The sequence below is a fragment of the Pseudomonas sp. G5(2012) genome (assembly GCF_000408945.1).
GTDB classification, from domain to species: domain Bacteria; phylum Pseudomonadota; class Gammaproteobacteria; order Pseudomonadales; family Pseudomonadaceae; genus Aquipseudomonas; species Aquipseudomonas umsongensis.
This window is the reverse complement of record NZ_APIO01000064.1, coordinates 46,722-69,938: the sequence shown is the minus strand read 5'-3', so window position 1 is coordinate 69,938 and position 23,217 is coordinate 46,722. Positions and strand designations below refer to the sequence as shown.

The 23,217-nt window shown below is 56.3% G+C and carries 34 protein-coding genes and 1 tRNA gene; 23 read left to right on the top strand and 12 right to left on the bottom strand.

Going from position 1 to position 23,217, the window contains the following annotated elements:
• Positions 1 to 18: 18 nt before the first annotated feature.
• From pheT to PG5_RS20685, 4 genes are all read left to right on the top strand, one after another.
• Positions 19 to 2,400 (top strand): phenylalanine--tRNA ligase subunit beta, encoded by a 2,382-nt coding sequence (gene pheT / locus PG5_RS20700; protein WP_020799066.1) that lies wholly within the window; start codon positions 19 to 21, stop codon positions 2,398 to 2,400.
• 3 nt (positions 2,401 to 2,403) lie between these two features.
• Complete coding sequence (gene ihfA / locus PG5_RS20695; RefSeq protein ID WP_002553164.1) at positions 2,404 to 2,706, top strand: integration host factor subunit alpha; 303 nt, start codon at positions 2,404 to 2,406, stop codon at positions 2,704 to 2,706.
• A complete protein-coding gene (locus tag PG5_RS20690) occupies positions 2,687 to 3,043 on the top strand; it encodes a MerR family transcriptional regulator (protein WP_003179985.1) in 357 nt (118 codons plus the stop codon). Before ihfA ends, PG5_RS20690 begins: the two co-directional genes overlap by 20 nt.
• Before the next feature lie 89 nt (positions 3,044 to 3,132).
• A tRNA-Pro gene (locus tag PG5_RS20685) sits at positions 3,133 to 3,209 on the top strand.
• Between the two features lie 89 nt (positions 3,210 to 3,298).
• On the opposite strand, the gene PG5_RS20680 is transcribed toward PG5_RS20685, so the two are convergent.
• Both PG5_RS20680 and PG5_RS20675 read right to left on the bottom strand, forming a co-directional pair.
• Positions 3,299 to 4,411: a phage integrase Arm DNA-binding domain-containing protein gene (locus tag PG5_RS20680; RefSeq protein ID WP_042955581.1), complete on the bottom strand. Its 1,113-nt coding sequence runs from the start codon at positions 4,409 to 4,411 to the stop codon at positions 3,299 to 3,301.
• Positions 4,411 to 4,623 carry a hypothetical protein gene (locus tag PG5_RS20675; RefSeq protein WP_020799064.1) on the bottom strand — a complete coding sequence of 71 codons (213 nt, stop codon included), beginning with the start codon at positions 4,621 to 4,623 and terminating at the stop codon, positions 4,411 to 4,413. The genes PG5_RS20680 and PG5_RS20675 overlap by 1 nt, the downstream gene beginning before the upstream one ends.
• A 327-nt stretch (positions 4,624 to 4,950) precedes the next feature.
• On the opposite strand from PG5_RS20675, the gene PG5_RS20670 reads away from it, so the two are divergent.
• Positions 4,951 to 6,006: a GTP pyrophosphokinase family protein gene (locus tag PG5_RS20670; RefSeq protein ID WP_020799063.1), complete on the top strand. Its 1,056-nt coding sequence runs from the start codon at positions 4,951 to 4,953 to the stop codon at positions 6,004 to 6,006.
• 298 nt (positions 6,007 to 6,304) lie between these two features.
• Here the strand turns inward: PG5_RS20670 and PG5_RS20665 are convergent, their stop codons facing one another.
• The gene (locus tag PG5_RS20665; RefSeq protein ID WP_020799062.1) at positions 6,305 to 8,536 is read right to left on the bottom strand and encodes a DNA cytosine methyltransferase; all 2,232 of its coding nucleotides are present in this window, start codon (positions 8,534 to 8,536) and stop codon (positions 6,305 to 6,307) included.
• A 47-nt stretch (positions 8,537 to 8,583) separates the two neighbouring features.
• On the opposite strand from PG5_RS20665, the gene PG5_RS20660 reads away from it, so the two are divergent.
• Positions 8,584 to 9,126 (top strand): hypothetical protein, encoded by a 543-nt coding sequence (locus PG5_RS20660; RefSeq protein ID WP_042955580.1) that lies wholly within the window; start codon positions 8,584 to 8,586, stop codon positions 9,124 to 9,126.
• Positions 9,127 to 9,313: 187 nt separating this feature from the next.
• Complete coding sequence (locus PG5_RS20655) at positions 9,314 to 9,541, top strand: hypothetical protein (protein ID WP_020799061.1); 228 nt, start codon at positions 9,314 to 9,316, stop codon at positions 9,539 to 9,541.
• 29 nt (positions 9,542 to 9,570) lie between these two features.
• Here PG5_RS20655 and PG5_RS20650 read toward each other — a convergent pair whose 3' ends face one another.
• From PG5_RS20650 to PG5_RS20625, 6 genes are all read right to left on the bottom strand, one after another.
• Positions 9,571 to 9,936, bottom strand: a complete 366-nt coding sequence (locus PG5_RS20650) for a hypothetical protein (protein ID WP_020799060.1) — start codon at positions 9,934 to 9,936, stop codon at positions 9,571 to 9,573.
• 81 nt (positions 9,937 to 10,017) lie between these two features.
• Positions 10,018 to 10,308: a hypothetical protein gene (locus PG5_RS20645; RefSeq protein WP_256228490.1), complete on the bottom strand. Its 291-nt coding sequence runs from the start codon at positions 10,306 to 10,308 to the stop codon at positions 10,018 to 10,020.
• 11 nt (positions 10,309 to 10,319) lie between these two features.
• Positions 10,320 to 10,604: a hypothetical protein gene (locus PG5_RS20640; protein WP_020799058.1), complete on the bottom strand. Its 285-nt coding sequence runs from the start codon at positions 10,602 to 10,604 to the stop codon at positions 10,320 to 10,322.
• A 318-nt stretch (positions 10,605 to 10,922) separates the two neighbouring features.
• A complete protein-coding gene (locus tag PG5_RS20635; protein ID WP_020799057.1) occupies positions 10,923 to 11,597 on the bottom strand; it encodes a polysaccharide lyase family 7 protein in 675 nt (224 codons plus the stop codon).
• A 112-nt stretch (positions 11,598 to 11,709) separates the two neighbouring features.
• Complete coding sequence (locus PG5_RS20630; protein ID WP_020799056.1) at positions 11,710 to 11,907, bottom strand: hypothetical protein; 198 nt, start codon at positions 11,905 to 11,907, stop codon at positions 11,710 to 11,712.
• Positions 11,908 to 11,926: 19 nt separating this feature from the next.
• Entirely contained in the window at positions 11,927 to 12,319 is a 393-nt protein-coding gene (locus PG5_RS20625; RefSeq protein ID WP_020799055.1) for a response regulator transcription factor, read from the bottom strand.
• Positions 12,320 to 12,753: 434 nt separating this feature from the next.
• Between PG5_RS20625 and PG5_RS20620 the strand changes: the two genes are divergently transcribed.
• Complete coding sequence (locus PG5_RS20620) at positions 12,754 to 13,065, top strand: DUF1654 domain-containing protein (protein WP_042955579.1); 312 nt, start codon at positions 12,754 to 12,756, stop codon at positions 13,063 to 13,065.
• Between the two features lie 34 nt (positions 13,066 to 13,099).
• Here the strand turns inward: PG5_RS20620 and PG5_RS20615 are convergent, their stop codons facing one another.
• From PG5_RS20615 to PG5_RS20610, 3 genes are read right to left on the bottom strand one after another with little or no spacing between them, the layout of a single operon-like run.
• On the bottom strand, positions 13,100 to 13,888 hold the full coding sequence (locus PG5_RS20615; protein WP_256228487.1) for a hypothetical protein: 789 nt from the start codon (positions 13,886 to 13,888) through the stop codon (positions 13,100 to 13,102).
• Complete coding sequence (locus tag PG5_RS34260; RefSeq protein ID WP_155943732.1) at positions 13,881 to 14,234, bottom strand: hypothetical protein; 354 nt, start codon at positions 14,232 to 14,234, stop codon at positions 13,881 to 13,883. Before PG5_RS34260 ends, PG5_RS20615 begins: the two co-directional genes overlap by 8 nt.
• A 40-nt stretch (positions 14,235 to 14,274) precedes the next feature.
• Positions 14,275 to 15,156 (bottom strand): LexA family transcriptional regulator, encoded by an 882-nt coding sequence (locus PG5_RS20610; protein ID WP_042955578.1) that lies wholly within the window; start codon positions 15,154 to 15,156, stop codon positions 14,275 to 14,277.
• A 105-nt stretch (positions 15,157 to 15,261) separates the two neighbouring features.
• On the opposite strand from PG5_RS20610, the gene PG5_RS20605 reads away from it, so the two are divergent.
• From PG5_RS20605 to PG5_RS20535, 15 genes are all read left to right on the top strand, one after another.
• Positions 15,262 to 15,456, top strand: coding sequence for a Cro/CI family transcriptional regulator (locus PG5_RS20605; protein WP_042955577.1), 195 nt, complete (start codon positions 15,262 to 15,264; stop codon positions 15,454 to 15,456).
• A 33-nt stretch (positions 15,457 to 15,489) separates the two neighbouring features.
• Positions 15,490 to 15,693 (top strand): hypothetical protein, encoded by a 204-nt coding sequence (locus PG5_RS20600; RefSeq protein ID WP_020799051.1) that lies wholly within the window; start codon positions 15,490 to 15,492, stop codon positions 15,691 to 15,693.
• 21 nt (positions 15,694 to 15,714) lie between these two features.
• Positions 15,715 to 15,906, top strand: coding sequence for a hypothetical protein (locus PG5_RS20595; protein WP_042955576.1), 192 nt, complete (start codon positions 15,715 to 15,717; stop codon positions 15,904 to 15,906).
• Positions 15,907 to 16,173: 267 nt separating this feature from the next.
• Positions 16,174 to 16,917 (top strand): phage regulatory protein/antirepressor Ant, encoded by a 744-nt coding sequence (locus PG5_RS20590; RefSeq protein ID WP_020799049.1) that lies wholly within the window; start codon positions 16,174 to 16,176, stop codon positions 16,915 to 16,917.
• 11 nt (positions 16,918 to 16,928) lie between these two features.
• Positions 16,929 to 17,699: a helix-turn-helix domain-containing protein gene (locus PG5_RS20585; RefSeq protein WP_020799048.1), complete on the top strand. Its 771-nt coding sequence runs from the start codon at positions 16,929 to 16,931 to the stop codon at positions 17,697 to 17,699.
• Positions 17,699 to 18,355 carry a replication protein P gene (locus PG5_RS20580; protein ID WP_020799047.1) on the top strand — a complete coding sequence of 219 codons (657 nt, stop codon included), beginning with the start codon at positions 17,699 to 17,701 and terminating at the stop codon, positions 18,353 to 18,355. The genes PG5_RS20585 and PG5_RS20580 overlap by 1 nt, the downstream gene beginning before the upstream one ends.
• A complete protein-coding gene (locus PG5_RS20575; protein ID WP_020799046.1) occupies positions 18,352 to 18,573 on the top strand; it encodes a DUF3310 domain-containing protein in 222 nt (73 codons plus the stop codon). The genes PG5_RS20580 and PG5_RS20575 overlap by 4 nt, the downstream gene beginning before the upstream one ends.
• Entirely contained in the window at positions 18,570 to 18,872 is a 303-nt protein-coding gene (locus PG5_RS20570) for a nuclease domain-containing protein (protein WP_020799045.1), read from the top strand. The genes PG5_RS20575 and PG5_RS20570 overlap by 4 nt, the downstream gene beginning before the upstream one ends.
• 106 nt (positions 18,873 to 18,978) lie before the next feature.
• A complete protein-coding gene (locus PG5_RS20565) occupies positions 18,979 to 19,410 on the top strand; it encodes a VRR-NUC domain-containing protein (RefSeq protein ID WP_020799044.1) in 432 nt (143 codons plus the stop codon).
• Positions 19,407 to 20,687, top strand: coding sequence for a site-specific integrase (locus tag PG5_RS20560; RefSeq protein WP_042955575.1), 1,281 nt, complete (start codon positions 19,407 to 19,409; stop codon positions 20,685 to 20,687). Before PG5_RS20565 ends, PG5_RS20560 begins: the two co-directional genes overlap by 4 nt.
• Before the next feature lie 18 nt (positions 20,688 to 20,705).
• The gene (locus tag PG5_RS20555) at positions 20,706 to 21,026 is read left to right on the top strand and encodes a hypothetical protein (protein ID WP_042955574.1); all 321 of its coding nucleotides are present in this window, start codon (positions 20,706 to 20,708) and stop codon (positions 21,024 to 21,026) included.
• A 3-nt stretch (positions 21,027 to 21,029) separates the two neighbouring features.
• Positions 21,030 to 21,383 carry an antiterminator Q family protein gene (locus PG5_RS20550; protein ID WP_020799041.1) on the top strand — a complete coding sequence of 118 codons (354 nt, stop codon included), beginning with the start codon at positions 21,030 to 21,032 and terminating at the stop codon, positions 21,381 to 21,383.
• Between the two features lie 360 nt (positions 21,384 to 21,743).
• Positions 21,744 to 22,193: a type II toxin-antitoxin system YafO family toxin gene (locus tag PG5_RS20545; RefSeq protein WP_052024709.1), complete on the top strand. Its 450-nt coding sequence runs from the start codon at positions 21,744 to 21,746 to the stop codon at positions 22,191 to 22,193.
• A 347-nt stretch (positions 22,194 to 22,540) separates the two neighbouring features.
• Positions 22,541 to 22,870, top strand: coding sequence for a hypothetical protein (locus PG5_RS20540; protein WP_020799040.1), 330 nt, complete (start codon positions 22,541 to 22,543; stop codon positions 22,868 to 22,870).
• Positions 22,867 to 23,211, top strand: coding sequence for a hypothetical protein (locus tag PG5_RS20535; RefSeq protein WP_020799039.1), 345 nt, complete (start codon positions 22,867 to 22,869; stop codon positions 23,209 to 23,211). Before PG5_RS20540 ends, PG5_RS20535 begins: the two co-directional genes overlap by 4 nt.
• Positions 23,212 to 23,217 lie beyond the last annotated feature (6 nt).

The following is a 23,217-nucleotide window of genomic DNA, read 5'->3' as shown; positions in this document are numbered from 1 at the left end:
AATTCTTAGGAGAGCAGGATGAAATTCAGTGAACAATGGCTGCGTGGCTGGGTAAGCCCGCAGGTAAGTCGCGACGAGCTGGTTGCCCGTCTGTCGATGGCCGGTCTTGAGGTCGATAGCGTGACGCCGGCCGCCGGCGAATTCACCGGTGTGATCGTTGGCGAGGTGCTGAGCACCGAGCAGCACCCGGACGCCGACAAGCTGCGCGTTTGCCAGGTCAGCAATGGCTCGCAGACCTTCCAGGTGGTTTGCGGCGCGCCAAACGTGCGCCCGGGCCTGAAGATCCCGTTCGCCACCCTCGGTGCCGAACTGCCGGGCGACTTCAAAATCAAGAAAGCCAAGCTGCGTGGCGTCGAATCCAACGGCATGCTGTGCTCGCAAGCCGAGCTGCAAGTGGGCGAGGGCAACGACGGCCTGATGGAACTGCCGGCCGATGCGCCGGTAGGCCAGGACATTCGTGAATACCTGGGCCTGGACGATGCCAGCATCGAAGTCGACCTGACGCCGAACCGTGGTGACTGCCTGTCCCTGGCCGGCCTGGCCCGCGAAGTCGGCGCGCTGTATGCCGCGCCGGTCACTCGTCCGGTAGTCGCCACTGTCGCGGCTGTGCACGATGAAGTGCGTTCGGTGGAAGTGCTGGCCCCTGCCGCCTGCCCGCGTTACCTGGGTCGCGTGATCCGTAACGTCGACCTGTCCAAGGCAACTCCGCTATGGATGGTCGAGCGCCTGCGCCGTGCCGACGTGCGCAGCATCGACGCCGCCGTCGATATCACCAACTACGTGATGCTGGAGCTGGGTCAACCGCTGCACGCCTTCGATCTCGCCGAAATCAATGGCGGCATCCGCGTGCGCATGGCCGAGGAAGGCGAGAAACTGGTTCTGCTCGACGGCCAGGAAGTCAGCCTGCGTAGCGATACGCTGGTGATCGCCGACCATACCCGTGCCCTGGCAATCGCCGGCGTCATGGGTGGCGAGCACAGTGGCGTGAACACCGCGACCACTCGCGATATCTTCCTGGAAAGCGCGTTCTTCGATCAGATCGCTGTCGCTGGCAAGGCCCGTTCCTATGGCCTGCACACCGACGCATCGCACCGTTACGAACGCGGTGTGGACTGGCAGCTTGCCCGTGAAGCCATGGAGCGCGCCACTGGCCTGCTGCTGGAAATCACCGGTGGCGAAGCCGGCCCGATCATCGAGACCGTCAGCGAGCAGCACCTGCCGAAGATTGCCCCGGTCACCCTGCGTGCCCAGCGCATCACCCAGATGCTGGGCATGGAAATGGATTCGGCCGAAGTCGAGCGTCTGCTCAACGCCTTGGGCCTGACCGTTACTGCCGAAGGGGCAGGGCAGTGGCGCGTAGAAGTGCCAAGCCATCGTTTCGATATCAGCCTGGAAGTCGACCTGATCGAAGAGCTGGCTCGCCTGTACGGCTACAACCGCCTGCCGGTTCGTTACCCGCAAGCGCGCCTGGCACCGCAAGCCAAGGCCGAAGCCCGTAGTGACCTGCCTGAGCTGCGCCGTCTGCTGGTCGCCCGTGGTTACCAGGAAGCGATCACCTACAGCTTCATCGATCCGAAACAGTTCGAGCTGTTCAATCCAGGTGTCGAGCCGCTGCTACTGGCCAACCCGATCTCGAACGACATGGCCGCCATGCGCTCGTCCTTGTGGCCAGGCCTGGTCAAGGCGCTGTCGCACAACCTGAACCGCCAGCAGGATCGCGTTCGTCTGTTCGAGAGCGGCCTGCGTTTCGTCGGCCAGCTCGAAGGGCTCAAGCAAGAGCCGATGCTCGCCGGTGTCGTGTGCGGCAGCCGTCTGCCGGAAGGCTGGGCGCAGGGTCGCGATACGGTCGACTTCTTCGACGTCAAGGCTGACGTGGAAGCGGTGTTGGGCTTTGCCGGTGCTCTGGATGCCTTCAGTTTCGTGCCGGGTAAACACCCTGCGTTGCACCCGGGTCAAACCGCGCGCATCGAGCGCGAAGGTCGTCTGGTCGGTTTCGTTGGCGCCATCCACCCAGAGTTGTCGAAAACCTTGGGCCTGGATCGTCCAGTCTTCGTTTTCGAGCTGGTCCTGGCGGAAGTGGCCTCGGGCAAAATGCCTAAATTCCAAGAGTTGTCGCGCTTTCCTGAAGTGCGTCGTGACCTTGCACTGATTGCGCACAAAGACGTCGCTGCCGCGGCAGTACTCGACGTAATCCGTGAAAATGCAGGCGAATGGCTGACAGACCTCAGGCTATTTGACGTGTATCAGGGTAAAGGCATTGATCCTGATAGAAAAAGCCTCGCAGTTGGCTTGACCTGGCAGCATCCATCGCGCACTCTTAATGACGATGAGGTGAATTCTACGACGCAAAACATCCTCACCTCGCTCGAACAAAGGTTGGACGCCACGTTAAGGAAGTGACGTATGGGGGCTTTGACGAAAGCTGAGATGGCGGAACGTCTGTATGAAGAGCTGGGCCTGAACAAGCGGGAAGCCAAGGAATTGGTAGAGCTGTTTTTCGAGGAAATCAGGCACGCTCTTGAAGACAACGAGCAGGTCAAATTGTCCGGTTTCGGCAATTTCGACCTTCGGGACAAACGCCAGCGGCCTGGCCGCAACCCGAAAACGGGGGAAGAAATCCCGATCACGGCTCGCCGTGTGGTCACCTTTCGTCCAGGGCAGAAGTTGAAGGCCCGAGTTGAGGCTTATGCTGGAACCAAGTCATAACGACGAACTTCCCGTCATCCCAGGCAAACGCTACTTCACCATTGGTGAAGTCAGCGAGCTGTGTGCGGTAAAACCACACGTGCTGCGCTACTGGGAGCAGGAGTTTCCTCAGCTCAACCCCGTCAAACGCCGCGGAAACCGCCGGTATTATCAGCGCCAGGACGTGCTGATGATCCGGCAGATCCGCGCGCTGCTGTACGATCAGGGTTTCACCATCGGCGGCGCACGCCTGCGCCTGTCCGGCGATGAAGCCAAAGACGACACCACCCAGTACAAACAGATGATCCGGCAGATGATTGCAGAGCTCGAAGATGTGCTGGTTGTCCTCAAGAAATAAATTTCTGCTTTTAAATACTTCCAGTTTTCAAAAGCTTGCGATATATTCTTGAGCGTTCCTCGAGGTGAGGAACAGGTTACACGCCTAGTCGGGGCGTAGCGCAGTCCGGTAGCGCACTAGCATGGGGTGCTAGGGGTCGAGTGTTCGAATCACTCCGTCCCGACCATTATTCCTGAATAAAATCAGATACTTAAGCCGATAATCTAGATCGGCTTTTTTGTGTCTGCGCAAAACCCGCGCAAAACTGGCGCAAAACTACCCGGTGATTTCGCTGATATTCAGGTCCGGAATTGCCTCGGACCAGATGACTTCCTCGTGGTCGCGTTGGTAGTTTTTGGTCATGCCCTCGCTCGCATGGCCTGCAATTTTCTGTCCGTCCTTTCCGGCTTTCTTGTACAGGTGCAGCGACAGCGCTCTCACTTCGTGGAAGCCCGGCATCTCTTCTTCCTTCCATCCTGCGTAACAGTTCGCCGCCTCCCTGGCTTCCTTGAACGCTCGGGTTAAATACCGTTCCTCAACCTTCGTCCAGTGGTCCTTGGTCTGCGCTTGTTTCTGTTTCAGGCGATCGGGCTTCCGGTGTACCAGGTAAGGTGAAGCGGTGTCGTCACGGCAGCGGCTGATCACCGCTTGCAACTCGGGCGTCACGCGAAAGCGGATCCACGCCGCGTCACTAGCTTTCGCCGTCTTCTTCTGCACCAGATAGAGAAACCCCTCCCGAACGCCATCAAAGCGCATATCGAGGATGTCGGTGCGGCGCTGTGCGGTAATCAGGGCCAGGTCGATTGCGTTCTGCAGCCAGGCTGGCGCTTTCTCCCTGATGGCTTTCAAGCCCTCCACGGTGTGGCGCTTGCGCTGTTTCTTCTCGATGCGATTGATGGTGCTGGCGGCCGGATTGTCCGGGCATAGGCCCTTGGCCGCCGCATGGTTGAATATGTCGACTAGCAGGGCCCGACATTGGTTTGCAGTGCGCGGGGTGAGGGCGTCCAGCATTTCCGCAATCATGCGGATCGTGATCTGGTCCACGGCCTTGCCCTCGAACTGCTTGCGAAAGCGTCGGAAGTGCACGGCGTATAAACCCAAAGTGCCCTTGGCCAACTCGCGAGGTGGCAGGACATCGCGCTCGTATGTGTCGAGGAAGCCGGCGAACGTTTCAGAGGCGTTGTTCAGCACAGCGCCGACGAGGTCAGCGCCACGCATAAACTCCAGGTTCAACTGTTTCGCAGCGTCGATCGCTTTGATTCGGTCGGTCCCGAACTGGAACCACTTCCCATCCGTGGGCCGACGGTAGCGATAGGTCGAGCGCCGCGCATCGAAGTAGAGGTTCTGCGGGAGGTTCTTGTTCGCAGTATTGCGCGGCCGAGGGACCATCATGCTGCTCCTTTCAATACCATCGCCACTAGGTCATTGCCGTTCGAGAGGCTGAATGCGGTCCAGTCAACGTACCAGAGTTTGCCAATCTGCTCGCCGGGGACCATTCCGTTCCGGATGTGGTTGCGGATAGCCTGCGAGCAGAGCGGAGTACCACCTCCGCCCCAGCGCCGGCGCTGAAACTCGCTGATCTTGATCAGTTCTTTTTTCATAGGAAGCTCCATGCCGCCGACGACGGCAGTTAAAAGTAAGATGGTGATCTTTAAATTGATTTATAGATTCCTTAACGGATGTTGGGGCGGCATTGATTTGAATGTCGCAACACTGGATTCGCCAGTGTAGGTTTCGCGAAAGTACTGAAAAAGGCTTATACTGCTGCGGCTCACTGTGGTAGTTTTTTGCTGCTGGATATTAGAGTGCGTGCAGTGATGGCGTTTACTTCCTCGGAAGCTATAAATAGTTATTGATTGTCGGTTTTTTTAGAATTTGCTTCACGAAATTGTTTTCAGTTTAAATGGATTCCATTGGGGTGGGTTTGTATGCAAGGGAAAGAGCTTAGGTTGGAGTTTGAAGTTGTTCGCGGAACTTATGTTTCTTTCTCTGAGAAAATAAAAGAGTTGCTGGAGGGGTTTCTTGAATCAGAATGTGTGGTGGTGCATTCCGTTTCTTCCCGAGCCAAAACACTTGACAGTCTTGAGATCAAAGCACAAAAAAAATTAGATAAAGGCTCAGAATACGTTGACCTCAAGTCTGTTACGGATCTGGCAGGAGTTCGAGTAATCACCCACTTTGCAAGTGATGTTGATCGAGTTGCAAGAATTGTTGAGCGAGAATTCAATGTGGATTTCCAAAATTCCATTGATAAACGACAGGCTCAAGAGCCGGATAGGTTCGGGTATACTTCTTTACATTATGTTGTTTCGCTAAGCTCTGAGCGCCTGAAGCTTTCGGAGTACTCAAAATTCCATGGTGTCAAAGTCGAAATACAAGTGCGATCTATTCTCCAGCATGCTTGGGCTGAGATTGAGCATGATATAGGTTATAAAGCAAGCGACGAGGTTCCCAATGACATTAAAAGAAAGTTTTCAAGGTTGTCGGGGCTGTTAGAGCTCGCAGACGAAGAGTTTATGGATATACGTGATAAGGTTGATGCTTACGCTGAAAGTGTCAAAAATGCCGTTGGCCAAGAACTTGAAAAAATCTCAATAGATAAAACCTCTCTGGATAGTTTTGCAATTTCCAATGAGTTAGTACTTGATTTGGATGAGAAGGTTGCCGAGATACTTAATGCTGATGTCGTTGAGCCTAATTTCCTTCCTCAAGAATTTGATGTATTTAAATTGTTTGGCGTTGGTACATTAGATCAGTTGGAAACGATGCTGCAAGCTAATCGCGCCGAAATATTGCGAAGAGCGCACGATGTTAGGGCGGGGAGTGACGAAACTCATTTCGTTCTTGGTGCTGGCATATGCATATTTTATCTGTTTCAGGTTCTTGCTGCTAAAAGTAAAAGTGAAGACATGATAAATCTTTATGTTGAAACTATGGGGTTGATGGGTAGTGCAGAGTTTACTGAATATTTAATGAGATTTTAATTTTTTGTTAATTGTGTGTGGAGAGCTTTAGTGGTATGGCTCTCCATCTTTCGCATGTTTCAAGGTAATAATTGGAATCTGGTCATCGGCCGGGTGTAGGAGGGGCGTTTCATTCCTCCGCGCTTGAGGCTGGTGGCTTATGGTCTTACAAGTAAACACCTGTTAGCCAATGGAGATCAGCAGGCGTCTGAGCGTTCTACCGAGCCCCAGGCTGGGTCATGCCCGGGCGGTGGAGGGTGGTGGGCGACGAACGGTTAAACGCAACTAATCGCGTTTCTTGCTTTTCAAGCATGGGTTTCTAATTATCATGGGCATCACCGAAGGCTTTCTGCCTTCTAAGTGAGGTGTTGCCCCGTGATAATTCGACTAATTGAAGAACTGTTTTTTCAGTTGTTAGCTGATCAGAGCGCCAGTTGTCTTTCCCGATTAATCGAATGGCTGAACACCTTTCCATGGCAGGTGTGGTTCGCGTGAGTCGGGCGGCTGCCTGCTGTTCGACGACTCTCCATGGATCATTTGCCCGTGCCAGCGCCGCCATCGGCGGGGGGCTGACGCTGTTGCCGCACATGTGGACTTGCTGAGTCTTCGTGAACGGCTTGCCGTCGGCGCCGTGGCTGATGATGTAGTCGGCGGGGAAGCCCTGAGCCTTGTACAGCTCGGCCGGTTGCAGCATCCGCAGGCAGATGTCGACGATCACGTACGGAATGCCCTTGATGGTGACGGTGACCAAGCCGAGTCGATCCTTGGTAGTGATCGTTGGAGCTGGTGCGTCGGCGGCGCTCATGTTCTCGGTGCCGTAGTAGCTGATCAGGAATGCCGCGACACGCAGTGCACCGGCTTCAACCTCCGGCGAAAGCTGGAACTCAACCAACGAGCTCTTTCCGCCACCACATGCGGTGATGGTTGGTGCTGGCTCATCAACCGCCTGGCCAACGCTGGCGCCGAACTGGCGCTCCATGAATGCGGTGACCAGTCCGTGGTGGGTGCCGCCGGCGCTGATAGTGTGCAGCGGGTCGACAGTGTCTCGCGCATCGCAGTTGCCGCGCAGGTGCACCAGGTTGGCGGTCACGAGCTGCTGCTGGCTGCCGGTGTTGGTTACCGTGGTCATCGGGTCTTCGATGCTCTTGGCGGCCGTGGTGTTGAACCCGCCATTCATCTGGGCCATGAACACCGTAGAAATGCCCATGGCGTGGGCGGCGCCGGCCGGGCGCTGATAGTTACCCCCGCTGGTGATGGTCGGCAACGGCTCGTCGAGCGCCTTGCCCTCGTCCGAAAACCGGAATTTCACCAGGTGCGCAGATGCGAGAGCATGCTTCACGCCACCGGCGACCACCGTACCGAGCGGCTGATCCAGCCCCGGCACCCGTGGTTCTTGTCCGGTGCGCTCGCCGTAACCGGTTTGAATCAGGGTTGGACTGATGAGCGTCAGCTCGCCGCGATTGGCACAGGTCACCGTCGGCAGGGGTGCGTGTGGATCGTTGACGCGGTCACTGCCCTGGTGTGTAGCTGGCGCGATAATCGGGCTGGCCATGGCGAACGAACCGCCCCGCGGCCAGGAGGTCACCGTGCGCAGCGGATCGTGCGCTGACTGCACACTTTCGCCGGACCAGTTCGCGATCGGCACAATGAACGGGTCAGCAGCATCGATGACGAACTTCTTCATGCCCTTGGCGATCCGGCGCAGGGTGGCCGGTGCCAGCGGCTTCGGCCGGTCGAATATGCTCTTGCTTGGGATCGTCCAGTCGATGCACTCGGCTGCGGTGCGCCACTTCTTCTGGCCCTTAATTGGGTGCTTAGCGTGGGTCGGCTCAGGCCACACGATCGGCTGGCCGTCGCAGCGGGCGATCATGAACAGGCGTTCCCGGCTGGTCGGTGCGCCAAAGTCGCAGGCTTTCAACACCCGCCACTCTACGTCGTAACCCAGGTGCTGTAGCTCAGCAACGAACACAGCCCAAGTCTGCCCGCGGCGCTTCGGGTCGGGCACCAGAAATTGCTGGTGGACCGGAACCACCTCGCCCGGCTCAGCCACGCCACCGCCCAGCTTCACCACCCGGCCGGTCGACTTGTCACGCTTGGCGATCAGTGGGCCCCACTGAAGGATCTGCTTCACATTCTCCAGGCTGATGACGCGGGGCTTCTTTTTTCCAGCCCACTTCAAGCCGATCCAGGACAGGTTGCGAATCTCGCGCTTGCGGGGCTGGCCGCCGGCGGCCTGGCTGTGATGCGTGCAGTCTGGCGACATATGGAACCAGCCCACGGCCTTGCCGTCGCACTCGATGTCCGGATCGCCCTCGAACACGTCGGTGGTGTAGTGCACTGCGCCCGGGTGATTTACGGTGTGCATGCTGATTGCCTGGGGACTGTGGTTCTTCGCAACATTCACCGCTCGGCCCAGGCCCATCTCCAAGCCGGTACCTGCACCGCCACCACCGCAGAAGAAGTCGACAACGATCTCATCGTCCTGAGTGCTGAAGCCAAGTCCGTATTGTGTTTTGAAATCGAAGGGGTGTTTCTTCTGTTGTGCGGACATAAGGGATCCTCGCCGGTATAGTTCCGGGATTTACAGGGGAGTGGGTTATGAGTTGGGAAGTTGTTTCTTGCTGGATCGAGAGCCATCCAGGCCTTGCGTCATGGGTGCAAGCTGTTGGGTCCATTGGCGCGATAATCGGTGCCTTTGCAATCAGCTATTCGCAGAACAGACGCCATGAAAGGCTTAAAAAAGAAGATGCTGCTGATCGATTCGAAGCATATTACTCCGTGCTTAAAAACTCTGTTGAAACCTGCATGTCGGTTGCGCGATTGGCGGAAGAGAAAGTGGCTGACTTTGAGTTTCGAGAGGTTTGGAACAAATACTTGAGAGAAATGCTTAGGACTTCGTTGGAGGCAGCGCGAGCCATTCCTGCTCACGAGCTTTCCGACTACAAGCTGGTGGTTTATTACAGCGGTATAGTCGGTAGTATTCATAAATTTTGTTATGAAGTTGAGAGGTATGCGGGAGTTGAGCCAAAACAAGAATTAACGTTGGCTTTATACGAAACCCTGAAATCACAGTCGGCACTTATCAGTTTTGATTGGGAAGGATTTCAAGAACGTGCCTTGCCTAAGCGGAAAAACAGATAGATATGAATAACGCATCTGGGTCATGTGGCAGCCGGTGTGACCACCGGTAATGCCACTCTGGGCCGGACCATCATTAGGAGTGGGTTCGTAACTACTCGAGACAGCCGTTTGCCTCTCCGGATTGCGTGATTCGTTGAAGTGGGGTATTTGTGTTCGACCCGGCATGGAGCCGGATCAAGGAGAAGTAATGAGTTTTGAAAATCGCCCAACGAACGATCTGATTGACATCCTGTGGAATGGTGGTTCATTCAGCATTAACGCAGGAGTTAGAAGCCATAATGACTGGCTACAACTGGCGCACAATGCCAAGCAAGGCGGTTCACAACTCACGATTACCGGTGTCTCAACGTGGTCAAAACAAACCATCGTCGATGTAGCGCATGCAGGTAAGGGGCACGTATTTTTTGTTGAATAAAAGCAACCAACTCAATTGGTGAGAGCTAATTATTCAGGGATTTCGAAATCGTCGTCAGGCTCCGGAGGGTCGTCTGCGAGCGACCTAAATCCTGCCGCCCTGATTGCAAGCGACACCTTTTCGCTAACAACAAAAGGTGTCGTGACACAGCGGAGCATATTGGCCTGCGTATCGAAGTCGGCAGCGATCAAGTTGATCAGCAGCCGCTGGTGAATGTCCTGCTGGTTGTTGATGCCGTGGGCCTTCATTACTCGCTGCAGGGCAGGCTTGAACACCCCGGCCACTTCGATCTGAAACCTCCCAATGCCGAGCGCGGCATCCTTCGCAGCTGATTTCTCGCGCTTCCTGCGCTGCTTGATGGCTTCCGCTGTCGGCGCCTGCTGTTCCTCGGTCATGGCCTGCCTCTTCAATTCCGTGGGCTGGTAGATCCAGCCATGCCTGTCGTCGGCGCTGGTGCACCTGGTTGCTGAGGCGCTTCATGATTTGAACTTGAAGCCGTTCTCGCGAGCGATGAGGCGGGCGCGTTTGTGGTCGATGCCAACATCGCTGGCGGCCTTGTTGAGTAGAACACCGGCGTCGGCCAACTCCTTAAGTCTGGGCGCGATCTTGTCCCGCTCGGCGCGCAGCCGGTTGCTGTGTGACGTGCCGAACATCGACACCTCGGCACTGACGCCGCTGGCGATTTCCTGCACCGATTTGCCGGCGCCGAAGAATTGCTCCAGCTTGCGGTTCAGGTCCTCGATGATCGAGTCCCGGGGGTTAGGCATGGGTACGCCGATCATTTGTCCCAACCCTCGATGTTCACCTTTTTTCCATCGGCCTGAGCCTCGAGGATCTGCGCGCAATTGATCGCGGCCTTCCAGCTGAAACGGATGCCTTTCACCTTGCCGGTGGAGCGCTCAACAATCCGGTAGATATGTTCGCTGACGCTGATCACCTGGAAGCGTACCTTTTGCACGGGCAACTCCATGCCGCATGCGGCGTAAACGGCGGTCATTTCCAAGTGGCGACGGGCGTGCATTGCGGCAACCCCGTCGGCGCGCTGCTGCATTGATGGGTGCATTGCTTCTTCCTCGGTTGGTTGCATGTATTCGTCAGCACTCGAGCATCCTGCTGGTTGCCGTTGGGCGCAGGGGAGAATGCTGACGGATAAAAGCGGGGTAAAAGAAAGGCCCGTTGGACGTTCGGGCCTTTCACAGATGCAGCGATGTTCTGGCTTTGGTCTATTTCATGGCGGTCACCCTCTGTGGGAGTGAAGTGGAAAAACTATTCCGGTTAGGTGCAATTGGTTTCCGGTTCCGCCGGATGCAGGGGGCCGCATTGCGCAGTGCAGAATCATCCGCATCCAGCAGGTATCAGCAGGCTGACGTGGCTCCGGGTCTTACCCGTGAGTGATGGATAGATCAGTGATCACGCAAATCGAACCGTCCTCAGGATCGGTTGATTCGGAGTAGTCGATCTGGTTGTACACGCCTCCGTGGAAGGCGAGAGTTTTCGTGTCCCAGGTGTTGTCGAGGCGCATGATTGCGGAGGTGGATTTGGCGCCGTTGCAGCTGGCAGATACCGATACAGCACCGCTTGAGTTCGCGTGAATGTTGATCTTGAAGAGTGCGCCGAGCGGCACGTTTTCCAATACCGTAGAGTTGACCGGATCGTCTTGCAGGTAGCTCGACCGGAACCCCATGGTGATTTTGCCTTTGTTCCAGAACACCTTTACCGGTGGGCGTTCAGAACCCTGTACATGAATTTGGCCGATCACGACCTTCTGCAACGAATTGACCTTCGTCAGCCGCATTTCTTGACGGCACCAATGGTCTGCGGCACTGGCAAACAGCCAATAGCCAGGTTCTTTCCATTCACAGCGAGTCCGATGGACGCTTTTACTGGAAGCGCCCAGGGTTGGCGCTGTCATCTGCAGCGATCCGTCGGGAAGCATCGAGATGACACTTGGGCATTCGATCAACGCTCGCCAACCGATCAAGTCCAGGGAGATAGGGTTTGTGTCGGAAATTGGAAGCGGGGTGGCGATGATGAAATTGCTGATATCTACAGTCATTGTCGATTCCTTATTTCATTTGAGGTCACCTGTGCTCTGTTGAGCCCTTCGCTTGATGTAGGCCTACATCCCACTGCCCACTCAGTGAATGGGCAGAAGTGATGCTTTCCGATTACCCGCGAGTACGGTCTTTCAGAATTCGAACCCGGTCCGCTTCGAACCACTCAGGGTTGATGATTACGTTCGAGCCTGGTGAGCAAGGAGGCTGGAGGAGGTACTTGTCAGGTCCGTGAAGGTGTTCAGCCCGAGCAACGACCACGCCGTAGAAGGCGGTGACCTTGTCTTCTGCTTTCTGTCCAAGCTCGATCATGATTTTTCCTTGAGGTGAGTTACGCCGCGCGCACCAGCGTTTCAGCGCGGCGGGTGATTCGTATCTGGGCGATCCGTACCGACGGTGGCCGGCGATCGCGGCGGGCTGGTTCGACTGATTGGACGGTGGTTACTGCATTCATGGCTATCAGCGTGGCCAGGACAAAGCACATCGGGGAGATGATCTGCCGGCGCATCGCTTCTGCGACCAGAGCTGCACGGCGGGTGACGCCGAGCTTGAACATTGCGTTGGTAAGACGTTTCGCCACGGTGGCCGGCGAGATACCGGCCTCCCGGGCGATTTCCTTTGCGGTCAGCCCAAGGGCAACCCAAAGCAGGAACTGCAATTCTCGCGGTGCCAGGCCACGACCGAGGTGACCCTTCCATGCGCCATTTACGATTTCTGTTTCCATAGTCGTGACTCCCGGTTGTTTTCCCAATGCACCCGGCCAACCAGGTGCATCAGTGAAAATTTCCGTCCTATTGCCGCCGGAGGGGCGGGGCGCATTGCTTGCCGGGTCTTTCTTGCCTACTGGGCTTACACGGCTCTGGCGTTTCGCCATCGAGCAGCCGTCCAGGTTGTTCCTGTCGTTGGCAGGCTTTCGGGCCTGTCTGCTCGCCGGTCGCCGGTAGAGGCAATGCGGTCTGTTGTTTGTTGCGCTGTCTGTTAAAGAGCGGCGGGTCACTTGAACCCTTCGCTTCCGGTCCCTGGTTGGGTACTTGGCTGCGATAGATGTAGTTAACCATCGGTATATTTATACGTCAATACCGATGGTTAATTTATTTTTGAATGGCGTAGGATATGCTCCGCAACAACTGGATATGCATACAGCAATAGGAGGCAGGAATGGCGAAGCCGAAAAAGCAATCTCAACCAGTAGAGCGTCGTGAAATCAGCGGAATTGAAAGGCTTGGATTGCGTGTGTCGTCGATGATCAACCACCCTGTGGCGCAGACCCAGCGATGGGTGACGATCCATCGTCTAGACACGGATGGAGACCGAGAGTGGGAGGAGGTGATGGGCTTGTTGTCCGAGACGGATGGCATAGACATGACGTTCAACGACGATGAGTCGGTGACTCTTAAGTGGGAAGCTAGTGCCGAAGAAGACCGGCCGGTTGAGGTGTACGAACCAGAAGAAGAGGCGGCACCTTTCTGACGGGCGTAAAAAAGCCCGGCTTCGGCCGGGCTCCTTATTGAGGCTTGGGGTCGCGCTGTTGGAGCCTAGATTGTTCGCGATTTTGCATTTCTAGTAAAAGCTTGTATGTAGCCTCGCTCTGAAGCTTTGCGTCTAGAATCAATTTCTCCGTGGACTGTTGCTTTTCTAGGGTGGACTGACCGGCATCGAAAAAGCCCGTCACGCTACCTACAATCGTTGAGTTGACCCCCCAGATTCCTACAACTGTTGCTGCAGCGATACCAAGGGTCGCCCAGCGCGCATTTCGGTTCGAGCTTTTCACTTCGTCCAGCTTTTTATCCAGGCGCGCTTCAAAACCGTCGACGGTTTGGGTCATTAGGCGCACCGATGAATTCATCGTATCGAGCTTGGAGTCGATAATCGAATCTCGATCTTCAAGTCGTTTGTGCATTGCCTCAAACCGCTCGGTGTAAAGCTTGTCCCTTGCTTCTTGTTCCCGACGGTAGGACTCAGACCTTTTTTCCTCGGTTGACTCCATTCTGTCGATGCGCTTGTCCATCCGGCTTTCAATAGCGGATAGGGTCAGGCTCAATTCTTCGCGAGTGATATCGTTCATCTGCTCAGTATCAGTGCGTTTCGAAGTCTTGTCATCGCCTAAACCGTTCGATTTTTCGCTTTCATCTAGAGTACCAAGGGACATATCGACGTATGACCCTTTCAACCGGTCGGCCATAGCTGCTAGGTCTTCGAGTGCTGGAGCTCTTTTTGTGTAAGTGCGGCCTACTGGAGTGTGTTTCTCAAATTTGCCCCGTAGCTCGTCGCATGACTGAGTGTAATTACTCATCAGAAGATTCTTCTGCGTCAGCGTTATCTCCTAGGTCTAATTCGATTTGTTCTTCTGGATTTTTTTGCACCCATTCGTGAACGATTCTTGAAAGATGTGACCGCATAAATCCACAATTCAGGCAAAACGCGTTGAAGACCGATATGTGTGGTCGGCGATCTACATTTCGCACTTGGAAGCCGTAACGATAGGTCTGGTCGTCTCCCGGTTCGCAGAGAACGCTCCAATTCGCATGCTCACATGCCGGGCAGGTAGATTTCGTCTTCGCCTCTAAAAAACGAATGAAATCTTCTGTAGATGTTGGAAAAAAATCACGACCAATTGTGTTCTTCGGTTTTTCCGTCATCTCAATAATTCCTTAAACAGCTAGACGTATAACAGTCGCTCTAAACCAAGTGAGCATTCCACACCAGGAGTACACGCGCCTGAATGTAGGTTTCATCCGCCCTGATCGTTTGCGGCGGGTGTCTCGTATTATCGGAAATCATGCTGATCTGATCGTCGCCGAGCCATTGCAGGCGCTTGATGTAGAGATGGCCTTCCCAAGAGAACATGTAGATCCCATCACCAGTGAATTCACGGATACTGATATCGACTAGCAGCGGGTCGCGGTGCTTGATCGTTGGCGCCATCGACTGACCCCACCCCGTCACCATCTTGAGGTGGAAGTGTTCCTTGAACTCAACTCCCATCTCACGGAGATGTTGAGGGCTTACCCTCACATCCTGGAGCATCTCCGGATAGTCGTGCGGAATTTGACCGCCACCCATTGCGGCGCGGACATCGTAATGCGCGATCCACACTTCATCACCCATTGCGCCGGGGCGGTAGTAATCGATCTCGATTGCGCCACCGCCTTCTTCAGCCTCGGCGACGGCAATTAAGCGTCTGCGAGCGTCTTCAGAAAGGTTTTTCCCGCTCCGACTCAGCATGTCCCGGATTACGTCAGCCGCTGTCGCGCCGGAGGTATCGCCAACACTGGGGGCCTTGGTGACCGGGGCCCCGGTCAGGTTTCGAATTTCTTCGGCCAAGCGAGGACTGAAGGCCTCCACTGGCTCTTGAATTAAGCGCGCCAATACCGCCGCAAATTGGGCGTTTAGCGGGTTTATGCCTTTGAAATACAGGTTCACAGCTGCCGGTGTCATGCCAGCTGCATCAGCGATCTTCTTTTGGCTGAGCTTTAGCTCGTTCTTTTTTGAGAGGAACAGAGCATGCGCGGCCTCGCACTCCGCCATTCGGTCTGGAGGCAATATTCGTTTCTTTGTCATCGCGCGAATGTATACCAACGGTTAAAAATAAGAAGAAACCATCGGTATTGATTAAAAATTAACAGATGGTTAATATCGGCCTCATATACAACCCGAGGCTTGATCATGAACGAGACCCCCCTCGACAAGTTTGTTGCTGAAAAAGGGCAGTCCGAGGCCGCAAGGCTCCTTCGTGTGACCGCTCCGGCAATCCACAAAGCACTTAGCGCTAAACGGGACATCCGTGTCCTTGAGCTCCCCGACGGCAGCTTTCAGGCCAAAGAGCAGCGCCCGTTTCCATCGCAGAAATCAGCCGCCTAACCCAGCCCTGTCACCGAATGCGGAAGTGAACCTATGGCCTACGACGATAAAGCCCACCGGCACGAGCACCAGGTGAAGGTGCGCCTTGATGACGAAGTCTTTCAGGAGCTGAAGGACGTTGCTCGCGACATGAAGCTGCAACACAGCGTGCTTAGCCGAGAAATCATCGAGGCCGCGCTAGAGGTCAAGCGAACGCTCGGAGAGCTGCCGTTTGAACTAGAGAAACGACGCGCCTGATAAGGCGACAGAGGGGGATTCATGCCCAGTGCATTGGTTGACTTACGAAAGGGCGACACGGAAGACCTGGCGCGGTGGGCGTCGGAGATCGGGATCACCCCGGATGCATTGGCCTCGCAGATTTTGCGACTGGCCATGCCGGGGCTGAAAAAGGCAGCAAGCGACAACGTCCCAATCGACAGCAACGTGGTTGCCTTCACTCCCAAGCGATGAGTACCGGCCCTCATTAGGGACCGCACGGTGCGGAAGGTGGACCGGTTACAGATTTCAAGATTGGCGCTGGTCCCTGTTTCGGGACTGGAAGAAGAAATGGTCATGGGTTCGGCCCTGATCAAGCTGTTGAAGCAAGTATCGCGGGAATAGGGCGGCAGCGGCAGAACACCGGATTAGCTGTGAATTTAACCAGTACTCAAATTACACGCACAAAAAAGCCGGTGGCTAGACCGGCTTCTTCACAACGCAAACACTTGAGGGGCCATTATGAACATCAATACCGCTCCAAGCAATACCCGCCATGTCGCGACACTTTTCGGTCAATCGCAAAACGTGTCGCGTCACACGATGTCCTCTCGCGAGATTGCCGAACTGACCGGCAGCACGCATGACAATGTGCTGAAAACCATCCGCGCCTACGTTGCCAAGGGTGTCGTTTCTTCAAACGACACCCCCTACGTCCACCCGCAAAATGGTCAGGTCTACCGTGAGTTCCTGCTTTCCCAGCGCGACACTCTGGTGGTGGTTTCAGGCTACAGCGTTGAGTTGCGCGCCCGGATCATCGATCGGTGGCAAGAGCTGGAGGCGAGGGCGGATCAGTTCCAGATTCCGGCTACCTATGCCGAAGCGCTGCAAGCGGCTGCTGATCAAGCGAAGGAAAACCAATCGCTTCGTTTGGTGATCCTCGACCAGGCGCCGAAGGTAGCTGCCATCAAGCGACTGGCGTCCGCCGCCGGCGCAATCTGCATCAGCGATGCCGCAAAACAGCTGCAGGTTCCACCATCCAAGCTTTTTCAGTGGCTGGAGAAGAATCGGTGGATCTTCCATCGCGGCGGCTCCAAGCGCTGGACCGCCTACCAACCTCGAATCACCGCCGGCTATCTCGTCCACAAGGTCACCGCGCTGAAGAGCGATCCAGAGACCGGTGAGAACCGTGCTGCCTTTCAACCCCTTGTGACACCCAAAGGCCTGGCCTACCTGGCTGAAAAGAATATCGGAGCCTCGCTGTGAGTGTTCAAGCAATGTCCTGGGCGCTCTCTCTGCCCACTGAAACCCTGAAAGACTCCAGCGCGCGTCACGTACTGCTGTGCTTGGCCAACTACGCCGGCGCGAATGGTGCTGGTGCCTTTCCGTCGGCCTCAACCCTTGCGCAGGACACCGGACTCTCTGAACGCACCGTGCGGTACAAGCTGGACGATCTAGAGAAGGTCGGCCTGATCCAGAAGGGCAACCAAGCCATCGCCGCCGTGCACATTGATCGTCATGACCGTCGCCCAGTCGTTTACGACCTCCAACTATCGCGGGGTGCAAATCCTGCACCCCGTACAAAGCGGGGTGCAGATGACGCAACGGGGTGCAACTCACAACAGACCGGGGTGCAGCCTGGAACAGAACGGGGTGCAGAATCTGCACCCAATCCATCACTTAACCATCAGGTAACCGAAGAGCAGCAGCGCGAGTTGGCTGATGAGATTTGTCGACAGGACCGGGCCGCCGTCGATGCGCCGGATGATCGCCAACGCTTTGCCATGTTCGCCGCCTGGGAGCCGAATGCCAAATCCCTGTCCGACCAGATCGCGATTGCTGGCCTGCCTGCTGACGCAGTGCCTGACGCAGCCGTCCGTGCGTTCAAGGGATTCTTCGTGGCCAAATCCACCACCGTCGACTCGGCTGCTGGCTGGTGCTTCCGGTTGGTGCAGTGGGTGAAGCGCGAGCGTGTACAGGCGGCAGGCCAAGGGAAGGAGCTCGATTTCGATGACACCAGCTGGGGCAATGACCTGGGAGGTCTGTGATGAAATCTGTTTCAAGCGTGCTGCAAACACTGCCCAATGTGGCGAGCGCAGAAGTCGTTCCGCTGAAAGCCGATGCGGGCACCGTGCAGGTGATCAACGCCCTGTTCCGCGAGCTGATGTCGATCTTCCCGGCATGGAAACAAGCCTGGCCTGATCAAGAGGCAATTAACTCGGCGAAGGCGACGTGGACCAAGGCCTTCATGGCTGAGCGAATCACGAAGATCGAGCAGATCCGTTATGGCATCGAGCAGTGCCGGAAGGTCGGCTCTGATTTCGCGCCCAGCGTGGGCAGGTTCATAACCCTGTGCCAGCCAACCCCGGAAATGCTCGGCATCCCGCCACTCGACGCCGCATTCCGCGAAGCGTGCCGCAACGTCCACCCCTCGATGGCAGGCCAATCTACATGGTCGCACGATGCGGTTTGGCACGCTGCGAGAGAGTCCGGGTTCGAGAATCTGAACCGTCTCGGAACCTCTCTGGCCAAGAAGCTGTTCGAGCGGAATTACATGATCACGGTGCGCCGCCTGGTCGATGGCCTGCCTCTACAAAAAATGCCCTTGGCGCTTCCCGCTCGAGCGGAAGGACGCCGTACACCTGAAGTCGGAAACAAGGCCTTGGCCGAATTGCGCGCCCGGCGCGCCGGAGCAACCCAATGAGTGCACTCGCAAAACAGGTTTCGGGCGGCCATTACAAATCGCTCAAAATCCAGCCGATCGAATACATCCATGCCAATGGCATCCCCTTTGCGGAAGGGAGCGTCATCAAGTACGTCACCCGCTGGCGCGACAAGGGCGGCATCGCTGATCTGGAGAAAGCCAAGCACTTCCTTGAGCTGCTGATCGAGCTTGAGCAGAAGGCGAGGGATCCGGAATGAAGGTGATCTCGAAGAAACTCCGCGCCTCGGCCAACGGCCAGGAATGCACCGTCCGCCTGCCGGGCACCTGCAACTTCAACCCAGCCACGACTGTTCTTGCGCATTTGCCGTGCGGGCAAAAGGGCATGGGCATGAAGGGCTTCGACACCGTCGCGGTGTACGCATGCAGCGCCTGTCACGACGTTATCGACGGCCGCGGGGCCGGCGATGTTGATTGGCAGGACATGCCGCGCGCGATTGCCGAAACACATGAGGCCTTGATTCGGGCCGGAATACTCTCTGTGAAGGGGGCTGCATGATCGATCCAATGACTTTGCTTGTCCTGATGATCCTTGCCAGTTGGGCGCTGTACGAAGTGTGCCGCCGCCTCAATGACCGGTACCGGAAAGCGCGTGGTGACCGTAAATGAAGCCGGTAGCCATGAAGCTGTTCAAGCCACTGACCACCCGCGCCAAGCCTGTCGACCGTGAGGGGCTGGAGCAGTCGGCGCTTATGGCCGAGCTGCGTGCCCGCATGCCTGAAGTCGCTGATCTGATCTTTCACGTCCCAAATGGCGGGCATCGCGTGAAGGCCGTCGCGGCGAAGTTGAAAGCCCAGGGCGTGAAGGCCGGCATCCCTGACTTGGTCCTGCCAATGGCTCGTGGCGGGTTCTTCGGTCTGTACATCGAATTCAAAGCCACGCCGCCGTACGACGCTGCGATCTCCGACAGTCAGCACGAGCGTATTCGCAAGCTCAATGCCCAGGGGTATCTTGCGGTGGTGTGCCGCGGGCACTTCGACACGATGGAGCAGATCCGCGCCTACCTGCGCCTGGCGCCGACCGTGGTGGCCGCATGAGCGAGACGATGCTGACCACCTTTTCGGATGCCGAGATCCGCCGGCAGGCCGATAACCTGCACGTACGGGACATGCGCGATGCGCGGTACCCGGGCGTGTATTTCCGGTTTCACCAGAACCGCCAGCGCGGGTCGTGGCACCTTGTAGTCGGCAAAAAATGGGAGAAGATCGCCGGCTTCCCGGAGCTGCCGGCGAAAGGACTGATCAGTGCTCTGCCGAAGATTCGTGAGCGCCTGGCGGCCGATCCGAAAGCCTCTGCTGCCGTCGGCACATTGCAGACGGTCGGCCAGCTGCTGGACTGGTTCATGGTCCGTCAATCGACTGAGCGGAGCCTGTCGGCCAAGCGCCGGGCCACCAACACCTCGATCATCACCTGCCATCTCAAGCCCCGCCTCAGTGATCTGCTGGTAGACGAAGTCGACCGGTCATCCCTGGACAAGCAGGTGATGTGGCCGATGCAAGCCGAAATGTCACTGTCCTATGTCCGGCTGATGTGGGGCGTGCTGGTGGTCGCTTTCCGCCAGGCCGAGAAGCTGCGCCTGATCGCCAAGAACCCCATCGCCGGGTTCAAGTTCACCGATTTCACCAAGGCCCGCATCTTGCCGAAGCCGTCCCGCCTGCGCGCCGTGCAGCTGGAGGAGGTCATCGAGCAGTTGGCCGCCGACTTCGACCAGCAACCGCAGGACTGCATGCTGGCCCTGATGATGCTCTGCCATGGCACACGGGTCGGGGAAACTCGCATGGCCCGTTGGTCTCACCTGACCTTGGGTGAGCAGGGCGAGTGGTTCATCCCGGCCGAGAACACCAAGACCCGTTGCGAGCATCGATTGCCGCTCACGCACCAGGTCTGCGCGCTGCTCGAGCGGTACCGGGATTGGCAGTCGGCCAAAGGCTACAAGGGCGCCTACCTGTTCCCGGCCCGCAACCGTGGCTCAATCAGCGACAGCCAGGCGTGTGCCGTGTTCACTCGGTTGGGCAAGGGCGAGTGGACCAGTCACGACCTGCGCAAGGTGGCCCGTACCGGGTGGACAGACCTCGGCGTCGACTTCCTGATTGGCGAGATGCTGGTGAACCACACGATGACCCGCAACGTGCAGACCTACATCCACACTTCCGCCGAACAGCTCAAGCGCGAAGCGTTGAACAAGTGGCACGAATGGTTAGACGGGAAGGGCTTCGACCTGATTCACCGCTCGACCATGACTAGAAACGGAAATTCGCAGAATGCCGCCGAGGCCTTGAATGGCGCGGCCTCTAGACAAATCACGAATCCATAAAAGGCGAGGTTTAAAAACATGAAAAAGAGCCATGGACCTGCCTTTCGGGTTGCCCAATTGGACTTGGCCAAGTGCCCTATCTGCCGAGGCAATGCGGTTGTGAAGGGCGTGTTCCACGAACTGGCCTGCATCCAGTGCCAGTCCTCCGGCTGGGTGTCGGCCGACACCGGCGATGCTGTGCCGCTTAAGGTGCTGGTGACGCAACTGAGCATCCGGCTCCAGGCTGCCGAACACCAGGTTGAATTATTGTCGCGCGAGCCACTGCTGTCTGGACCGGCTGCGCTGTACGAACACAACAACCGCCGCGGCGCCGGCGGCACCAACTACACAGGGGATTAAACTATGGCCAGAACAATTCGCTTTACCGATCGTACCGTCGAGGATCTGCTGGAGCATTGGGGGCGCTGGGTGATACTGGGTTCGGGCGTGTCCTGCTGTGCATCCAGAGAAAACGACGTACATACACCCATGATCACCGACGACGATGCACTAATGATGGATAGCCTGGTTGGAAGGTTGCGCCGCCGATATCCGGAGGCTGGCGAGGTGATCATCACCTACTACAAATCGCGGGACATCGATCTGATGACGGTTGGCAAGCGGCTCGGATTCGGATATGGCAAGACTCAGGGACTATGGAAGGCAGGTATTGCGTGGATTGATGGTGCGCTCGATCTACGTCGCGAAGCTGCATAATTCTGGCTAATATTGTGGAGGGATTTGTGCTACAAAGCGCCCTCGACGGGCATTGGCGGCAAGCTATTTCTGTCATTTGGTACTGACATTCGACACTGAATGGGGTTTAATTGACATCAGTGATTGGTTTCTGCGTCATGTGCTTACGTCGAAATCTCACTGGCTCGTGATACGAGCGATCCCGTAGCCTGCTAAGGGCCTTAGAATTCGTCTCTCGAATTTGGTGGAAAGACAAATGAAAGTACGCCCACGTAGTGAGCGAAGACCACGCCCGGCTCTGCTAAATGATGCAGTGCTGACACTTGCTGCTGAGCGCGGCCATGCACGACTGGTAGCCATGGGGCGTAAGTCAGGCAAGGAATGAAGCCTGTTGTAGTTTCTGCATCCTTGAAAATAGATATTGGCAAGGAAGCTTCGTTACAGTTGGCCACAGAGTTCCAGCTGTACAAGGCGGGGCAAACCTACCTTGGTGAGTTTTTCGGAAAGGATGTTCCGTTTATTAAACCAAAGCAGGTGGTGGAGCAAAAGCTGTGGCATGTGCATTTGGAAACCGATCTCGTAACACGGCAGTGGGGAAAGCTTGCTGAGCGAGAAGCTGACCAAGATCGCTTCACCTCAGATCGTATCCTTGTGTATACAATGCTCGGCGATTTTCATCTGCAGCCGTTCTTGCTTCTAACCCTTCTTGATCCGGGCCACTCGCATATGGCCGATCCGATTTTTATGCGCTCGTTGGCCGATCTTACTGAAAGGGAGAGGTCGGCATACTCCAGAGATCCAGCCAACGAAGATTGGACTGTCGTAAAATGATCAAAACCCAGCCCAACGCTGGGTTTTTTGCATTTGGTGGCACAAAAAATAAGCAAGCTGCAACAGCTAACGATTGCCTTAAGGAGCAATTCTGGCCGTGCTAGGCTGCATTGATATCGAGTGAAGCTTGACAGAATCGATTTAGAGCAATATGTTTTGTATTACTTTGCGGTTTTTCCGCGAGCAAAGCCCGACCTTAGAGTTGGGCTTTTTGCTTTCTATCGTTCTCAGGGCCTCGGCATTCGCCGGGGCTTTTTCGTTTTCGGCTCCACCACACCCATTGCTCCGAGCTGGGAGTGCTGCTGGGGCTGATTCAAATACAGTCATGCACAGGTGGAGTCGAACGCATGGATCTTCTGCATCGCCTGTTCGACAAAGCTGAATGGCTAATCGCGGGCTTGATTGGTGCCATCGTCGCCAGTTGGTGGCACAAGGACGACCTCATTGATTGGCGAGCGTGGGCAATCTTCCTGGTCACTGGAGTGGCTTGTTCTCTGTATCTGACAGGCATGGTCAGCGCATACCTCGGTGTGACTGAGCCGAGCATCGTCGCCGGCATCGGTTTTCTACTAGGCACCTTCGGCGGCTCCCTCCTGGCAGCGATCAACCGCGCCATCAAGGCCGCGGACCTCTGGGCGATCATCCGTCAGAGGTTCGGAGGGGGTAATCCACCATGAACTACGAATTGATCGGTTCCATCGCCTGCGGACTGATAGCGCTGTGGGCAACCTGGTGCGTGCTGAGCGGCAAGGTTAGGGATGGCATCGTTGGGAAGCTGATCTACTCCGCGATCGCTATCAGTGGTTTCGTTGTGATGACGCGCAGCCAGAACATTTTCATTGGGCCGACCACTGCTGGTTTGACGCTACATGTATCGCTGGCATTGGCGGGGGTTCGGCACGTATTCATAGTCATCTGGTGGCAGCGGGTCAAAGCCTGGCTATGCCGGACACTCAACTGCGAACACTGCCTGGATTGCAGTAAGGGCCACGCGCCTGATAAGCGCCATAAAAGCTGATGGTTG

What these genes read in the sequence shown, in the direction of transcription:
- pheT (WP_020799066.1), top strand. Translation starts at nt 19, where the DNA reads ATGAAATTCAGTGAACAATGGCTGCGTGGCTGGGTAAGCCCGCAGGTA.
- ihfA (WP_002553164.1), top strand. Translation starts at nt 2,404, where the DNA reads ATGGGGGCTTTGACGAAAGCTGAGATGGCGGAACGTCTGTATGAAGAG.
- PG5_RS20690 (WP_003179985.1), top strand. Translation starts at nt 2,687, where the DNA reads ATGCTGGAACCAAGTCATAACGACGAACTTCCCGTCATCCCAGGCAAA.
- PG5_RS20680 (WP_042955581.1), bottom strand. Translation starts at nt 4,411, where the DNA reads ATGGTCCCTCGGCCGCGCAATACTGCGAACAAGAACCTCCCGCAGAAC.
- PG5_RS20675 (WP_020799064.1), bottom strand. Translation starts at nt 4,623, where the DNA reads ATGAAAAAAGAACTGATCAAGATCAGCGAGTTTCAGCGCCGGCGCTGG.
- PG5_RS20670 (WP_020799063.1), top strand. Translation starts at nt 4,951, where the DNA reads ATGCAAGGGAAAGAGCTTAGGTTGGAGTTTGAAGTTGTTCGCGGAACT.
- PG5_RS20665 (WP_020799062.1), bottom strand. Translation starts at nt 8,536, where the DNA reads ATGTCCGCACAACAGAAGAAACACCCCTTCGATTTCAAAACACAATAC.
- PG5_RS20660 (WP_042955580.1), top strand. Translation starts at nt 8,584, where the DNA reads ATGAGTTGGGAAGTTGTTTCTTGCTGGATCGAGAGCCATCCAGGCCTT.
- PG5_RS20655 (WP_020799061.1), top strand. Translation starts at nt 9,314, where the DNA reads ATGAGTTTTGAAAATCGCCCAACGAACGATCTGATTGACATCCTGTGG.
- PG5_RS20650 (WP_020799060.1), bottom strand. Translation starts at nt 9,936, where the DNA reads ATGACCGAGGAACAGCAGGCGCCGACAGCGGAAGCCATCAAGCAGCGC.
- PG5_RS20645 (WP_256228490.1), bottom strand. Translation starts at nt 10,308, where the DNA reads ATGCCTAACCCCCGGGACTCGATCATCGAGGACCTGAACCGCAAGCTG.
- PG5_RS20640 (WP_020799058.1), bottom strand. Translation starts at nt 10,604, where the DNA reads ATGCACCCATCAATGCAGCAGCGCGCCGACGGGGTTGCCGCAATGCAC.
- PG5_RS20635 (WP_020799057.1), bottom strand. Translation starts at nt 11,597, where the DNA reads ATGACTGTAGATATCAGCAATTTCATCATCGCCACCCCGCTTCCAATT.
- PG5_RS20630 (WP_020799056.1), bottom strand. Translation starts at nt 11,907, where the DNA reads ATGATCGAGCTTGGACAGAAAGCAGAAGACAAGGTCACCGCCTTCTAC.
- PG5_RS20625 (WP_020799055.1), bottom strand. Translation starts at nt 12,319, where the DNA reads ATGGAAACAGAAATCGTAAATGGCGCATGGAAGGGTCACCTCGGTCGT.
- PG5_RS20620 (WP_042955579.1), top strand. Translation starts at nt 12,754, where the DNA reads ATGGCGAAGCCGAAAAAGCAATCTCAACCAGTAGAGCGTCGTGAAATC.
- PG5_RS20615 (WP_256228487.1), bottom strand. Translation starts at nt 13,888, where the DNA reads ATGAGTAATTACACTCAGTCATGCGACGAGCTACGGGGCAAATTTGAG.
- PG5_RS34260 (WP_155943732.1), bottom strand. Translation starts at nt 14,234, where the DNA reads ATGACGGAAAAACCGAAGAACACAATTGGTCGTGATTTTTTTCCAACA.
- PG5_RS20610 (WP_042955578.1), bottom strand. Translation starts at nt 15,156, where the DNA reads ATGACAAAGAAACGAATATTGCCTCCAGACCGAATGGCGGAGTGCGAG.
- PG5_RS20605 (WP_042955577.1), top strand. Translation starts at nt 15,262, where the DNA reads ATGAACGAGACCCCCCTCGACAAGTTTGTTGCTGAAAAAGGGCAGTCC.
- PG5_RS20600 (WP_020799051.1), top strand. Translation starts at nt 15,490, where the DNA reads ATGGCCTACGACGATAAAGCCCACCGGCACGAGCACCAGGTGAAGGTG.
- PG5_RS20595 (WP_042955576.1), top strand. Translation starts at nt 15,715, where the DNA reads ATGCCCAGTGCATTGGTTGACTTACGAAAGGGCGACACGGAAGACCTG.
- PG5_RS20590 (WP_020799049.1), top strand. Translation starts at nt 16,174, where the DNA reads ATGAACATCAATACCGCTCCAAGCAATACCCGCCATGTCGCGACACTT.
- PG5_RS20585 (WP_020799048.1), top strand. Translation starts at nt 16,929, where the DNA reads ATGTCCTGGGCGCTCTCTCTGCCCACTGAAACCCTGAAAGACTCCAGC.
- PG5_RS20580 (WP_020799047.1), top strand. Translation starts at nt 17,699, where the DNA reads ATGAAATCTGTTTCAAGCGTGCTGCAAACACTGCCCAATGTGGCGAGC.
- PG5_RS20575 (WP_020799046.1), top strand. Translation starts at nt 18,352, where the DNA reads ATGAGTGCACTCGCAAAACAGGTTTCGGGCGGCCATTACAAATCGCTC.
- PG5_RS20570 (WP_020799045.1), top strand. Translation starts at nt 18,570, where the DNA reads ATGAAGGTGATCTCGAAGAAACTCCGCGCCTCGGCCAACGGCCAGGAA.
- PG5_RS20565 (WP_020799044.1), top strand. Translation starts at nt 18,979, where the DNA reads ATGAAGCCGGTAGCCATGAAGCTGTTCAAGCCACTGACCACCCGCGCC.
- PG5_RS20560 (WP_042955575.1), top strand. Translation starts at nt 19,407, where the DNA reads ATGAGCGAGACGATGCTGACCACCTTTTCGGATGCCGAGATCCGCCGG.
- PG5_RS20555 (WP_042955574.1), top strand. Translation starts at nt 20,706, where the DNA reads ATGAAAAAGAGCCATGGACCTGCCTTTCGGGTTGCCCAATTGGACTTG.
- PG5_RS20550 (WP_020799041.1), top strand. Translation starts at nt 21,030, where the DNA reads ATGGCCAGAACAATTCGCTTTACCGATCGTACCGTCGAGGATCTGCTG.
- PG5_RS20545 (WP_052024709.1), top strand. Translation starts at nt 21,744, where the DNA reads ATGAAGCCTGTTGTAGTTTCTGCATCCTTGAAAATAGATATTGGCAAG.
- PG5_RS20540 (WP_020799040.1), top strand. Translation starts at nt 22,541, where the DNA reads ATGGATCTTCTGCATCGCCTGTTCGACAAAGCTGAATGGCTAATCGCG.
- PG5_RS20535 (WP_020799039.1), top strand. Translation starts at nt 22,867, where the DNA reads ATGAACTACGAATTGATCGGTTCCATCGCCTGCGGACTGATAGCGCTG.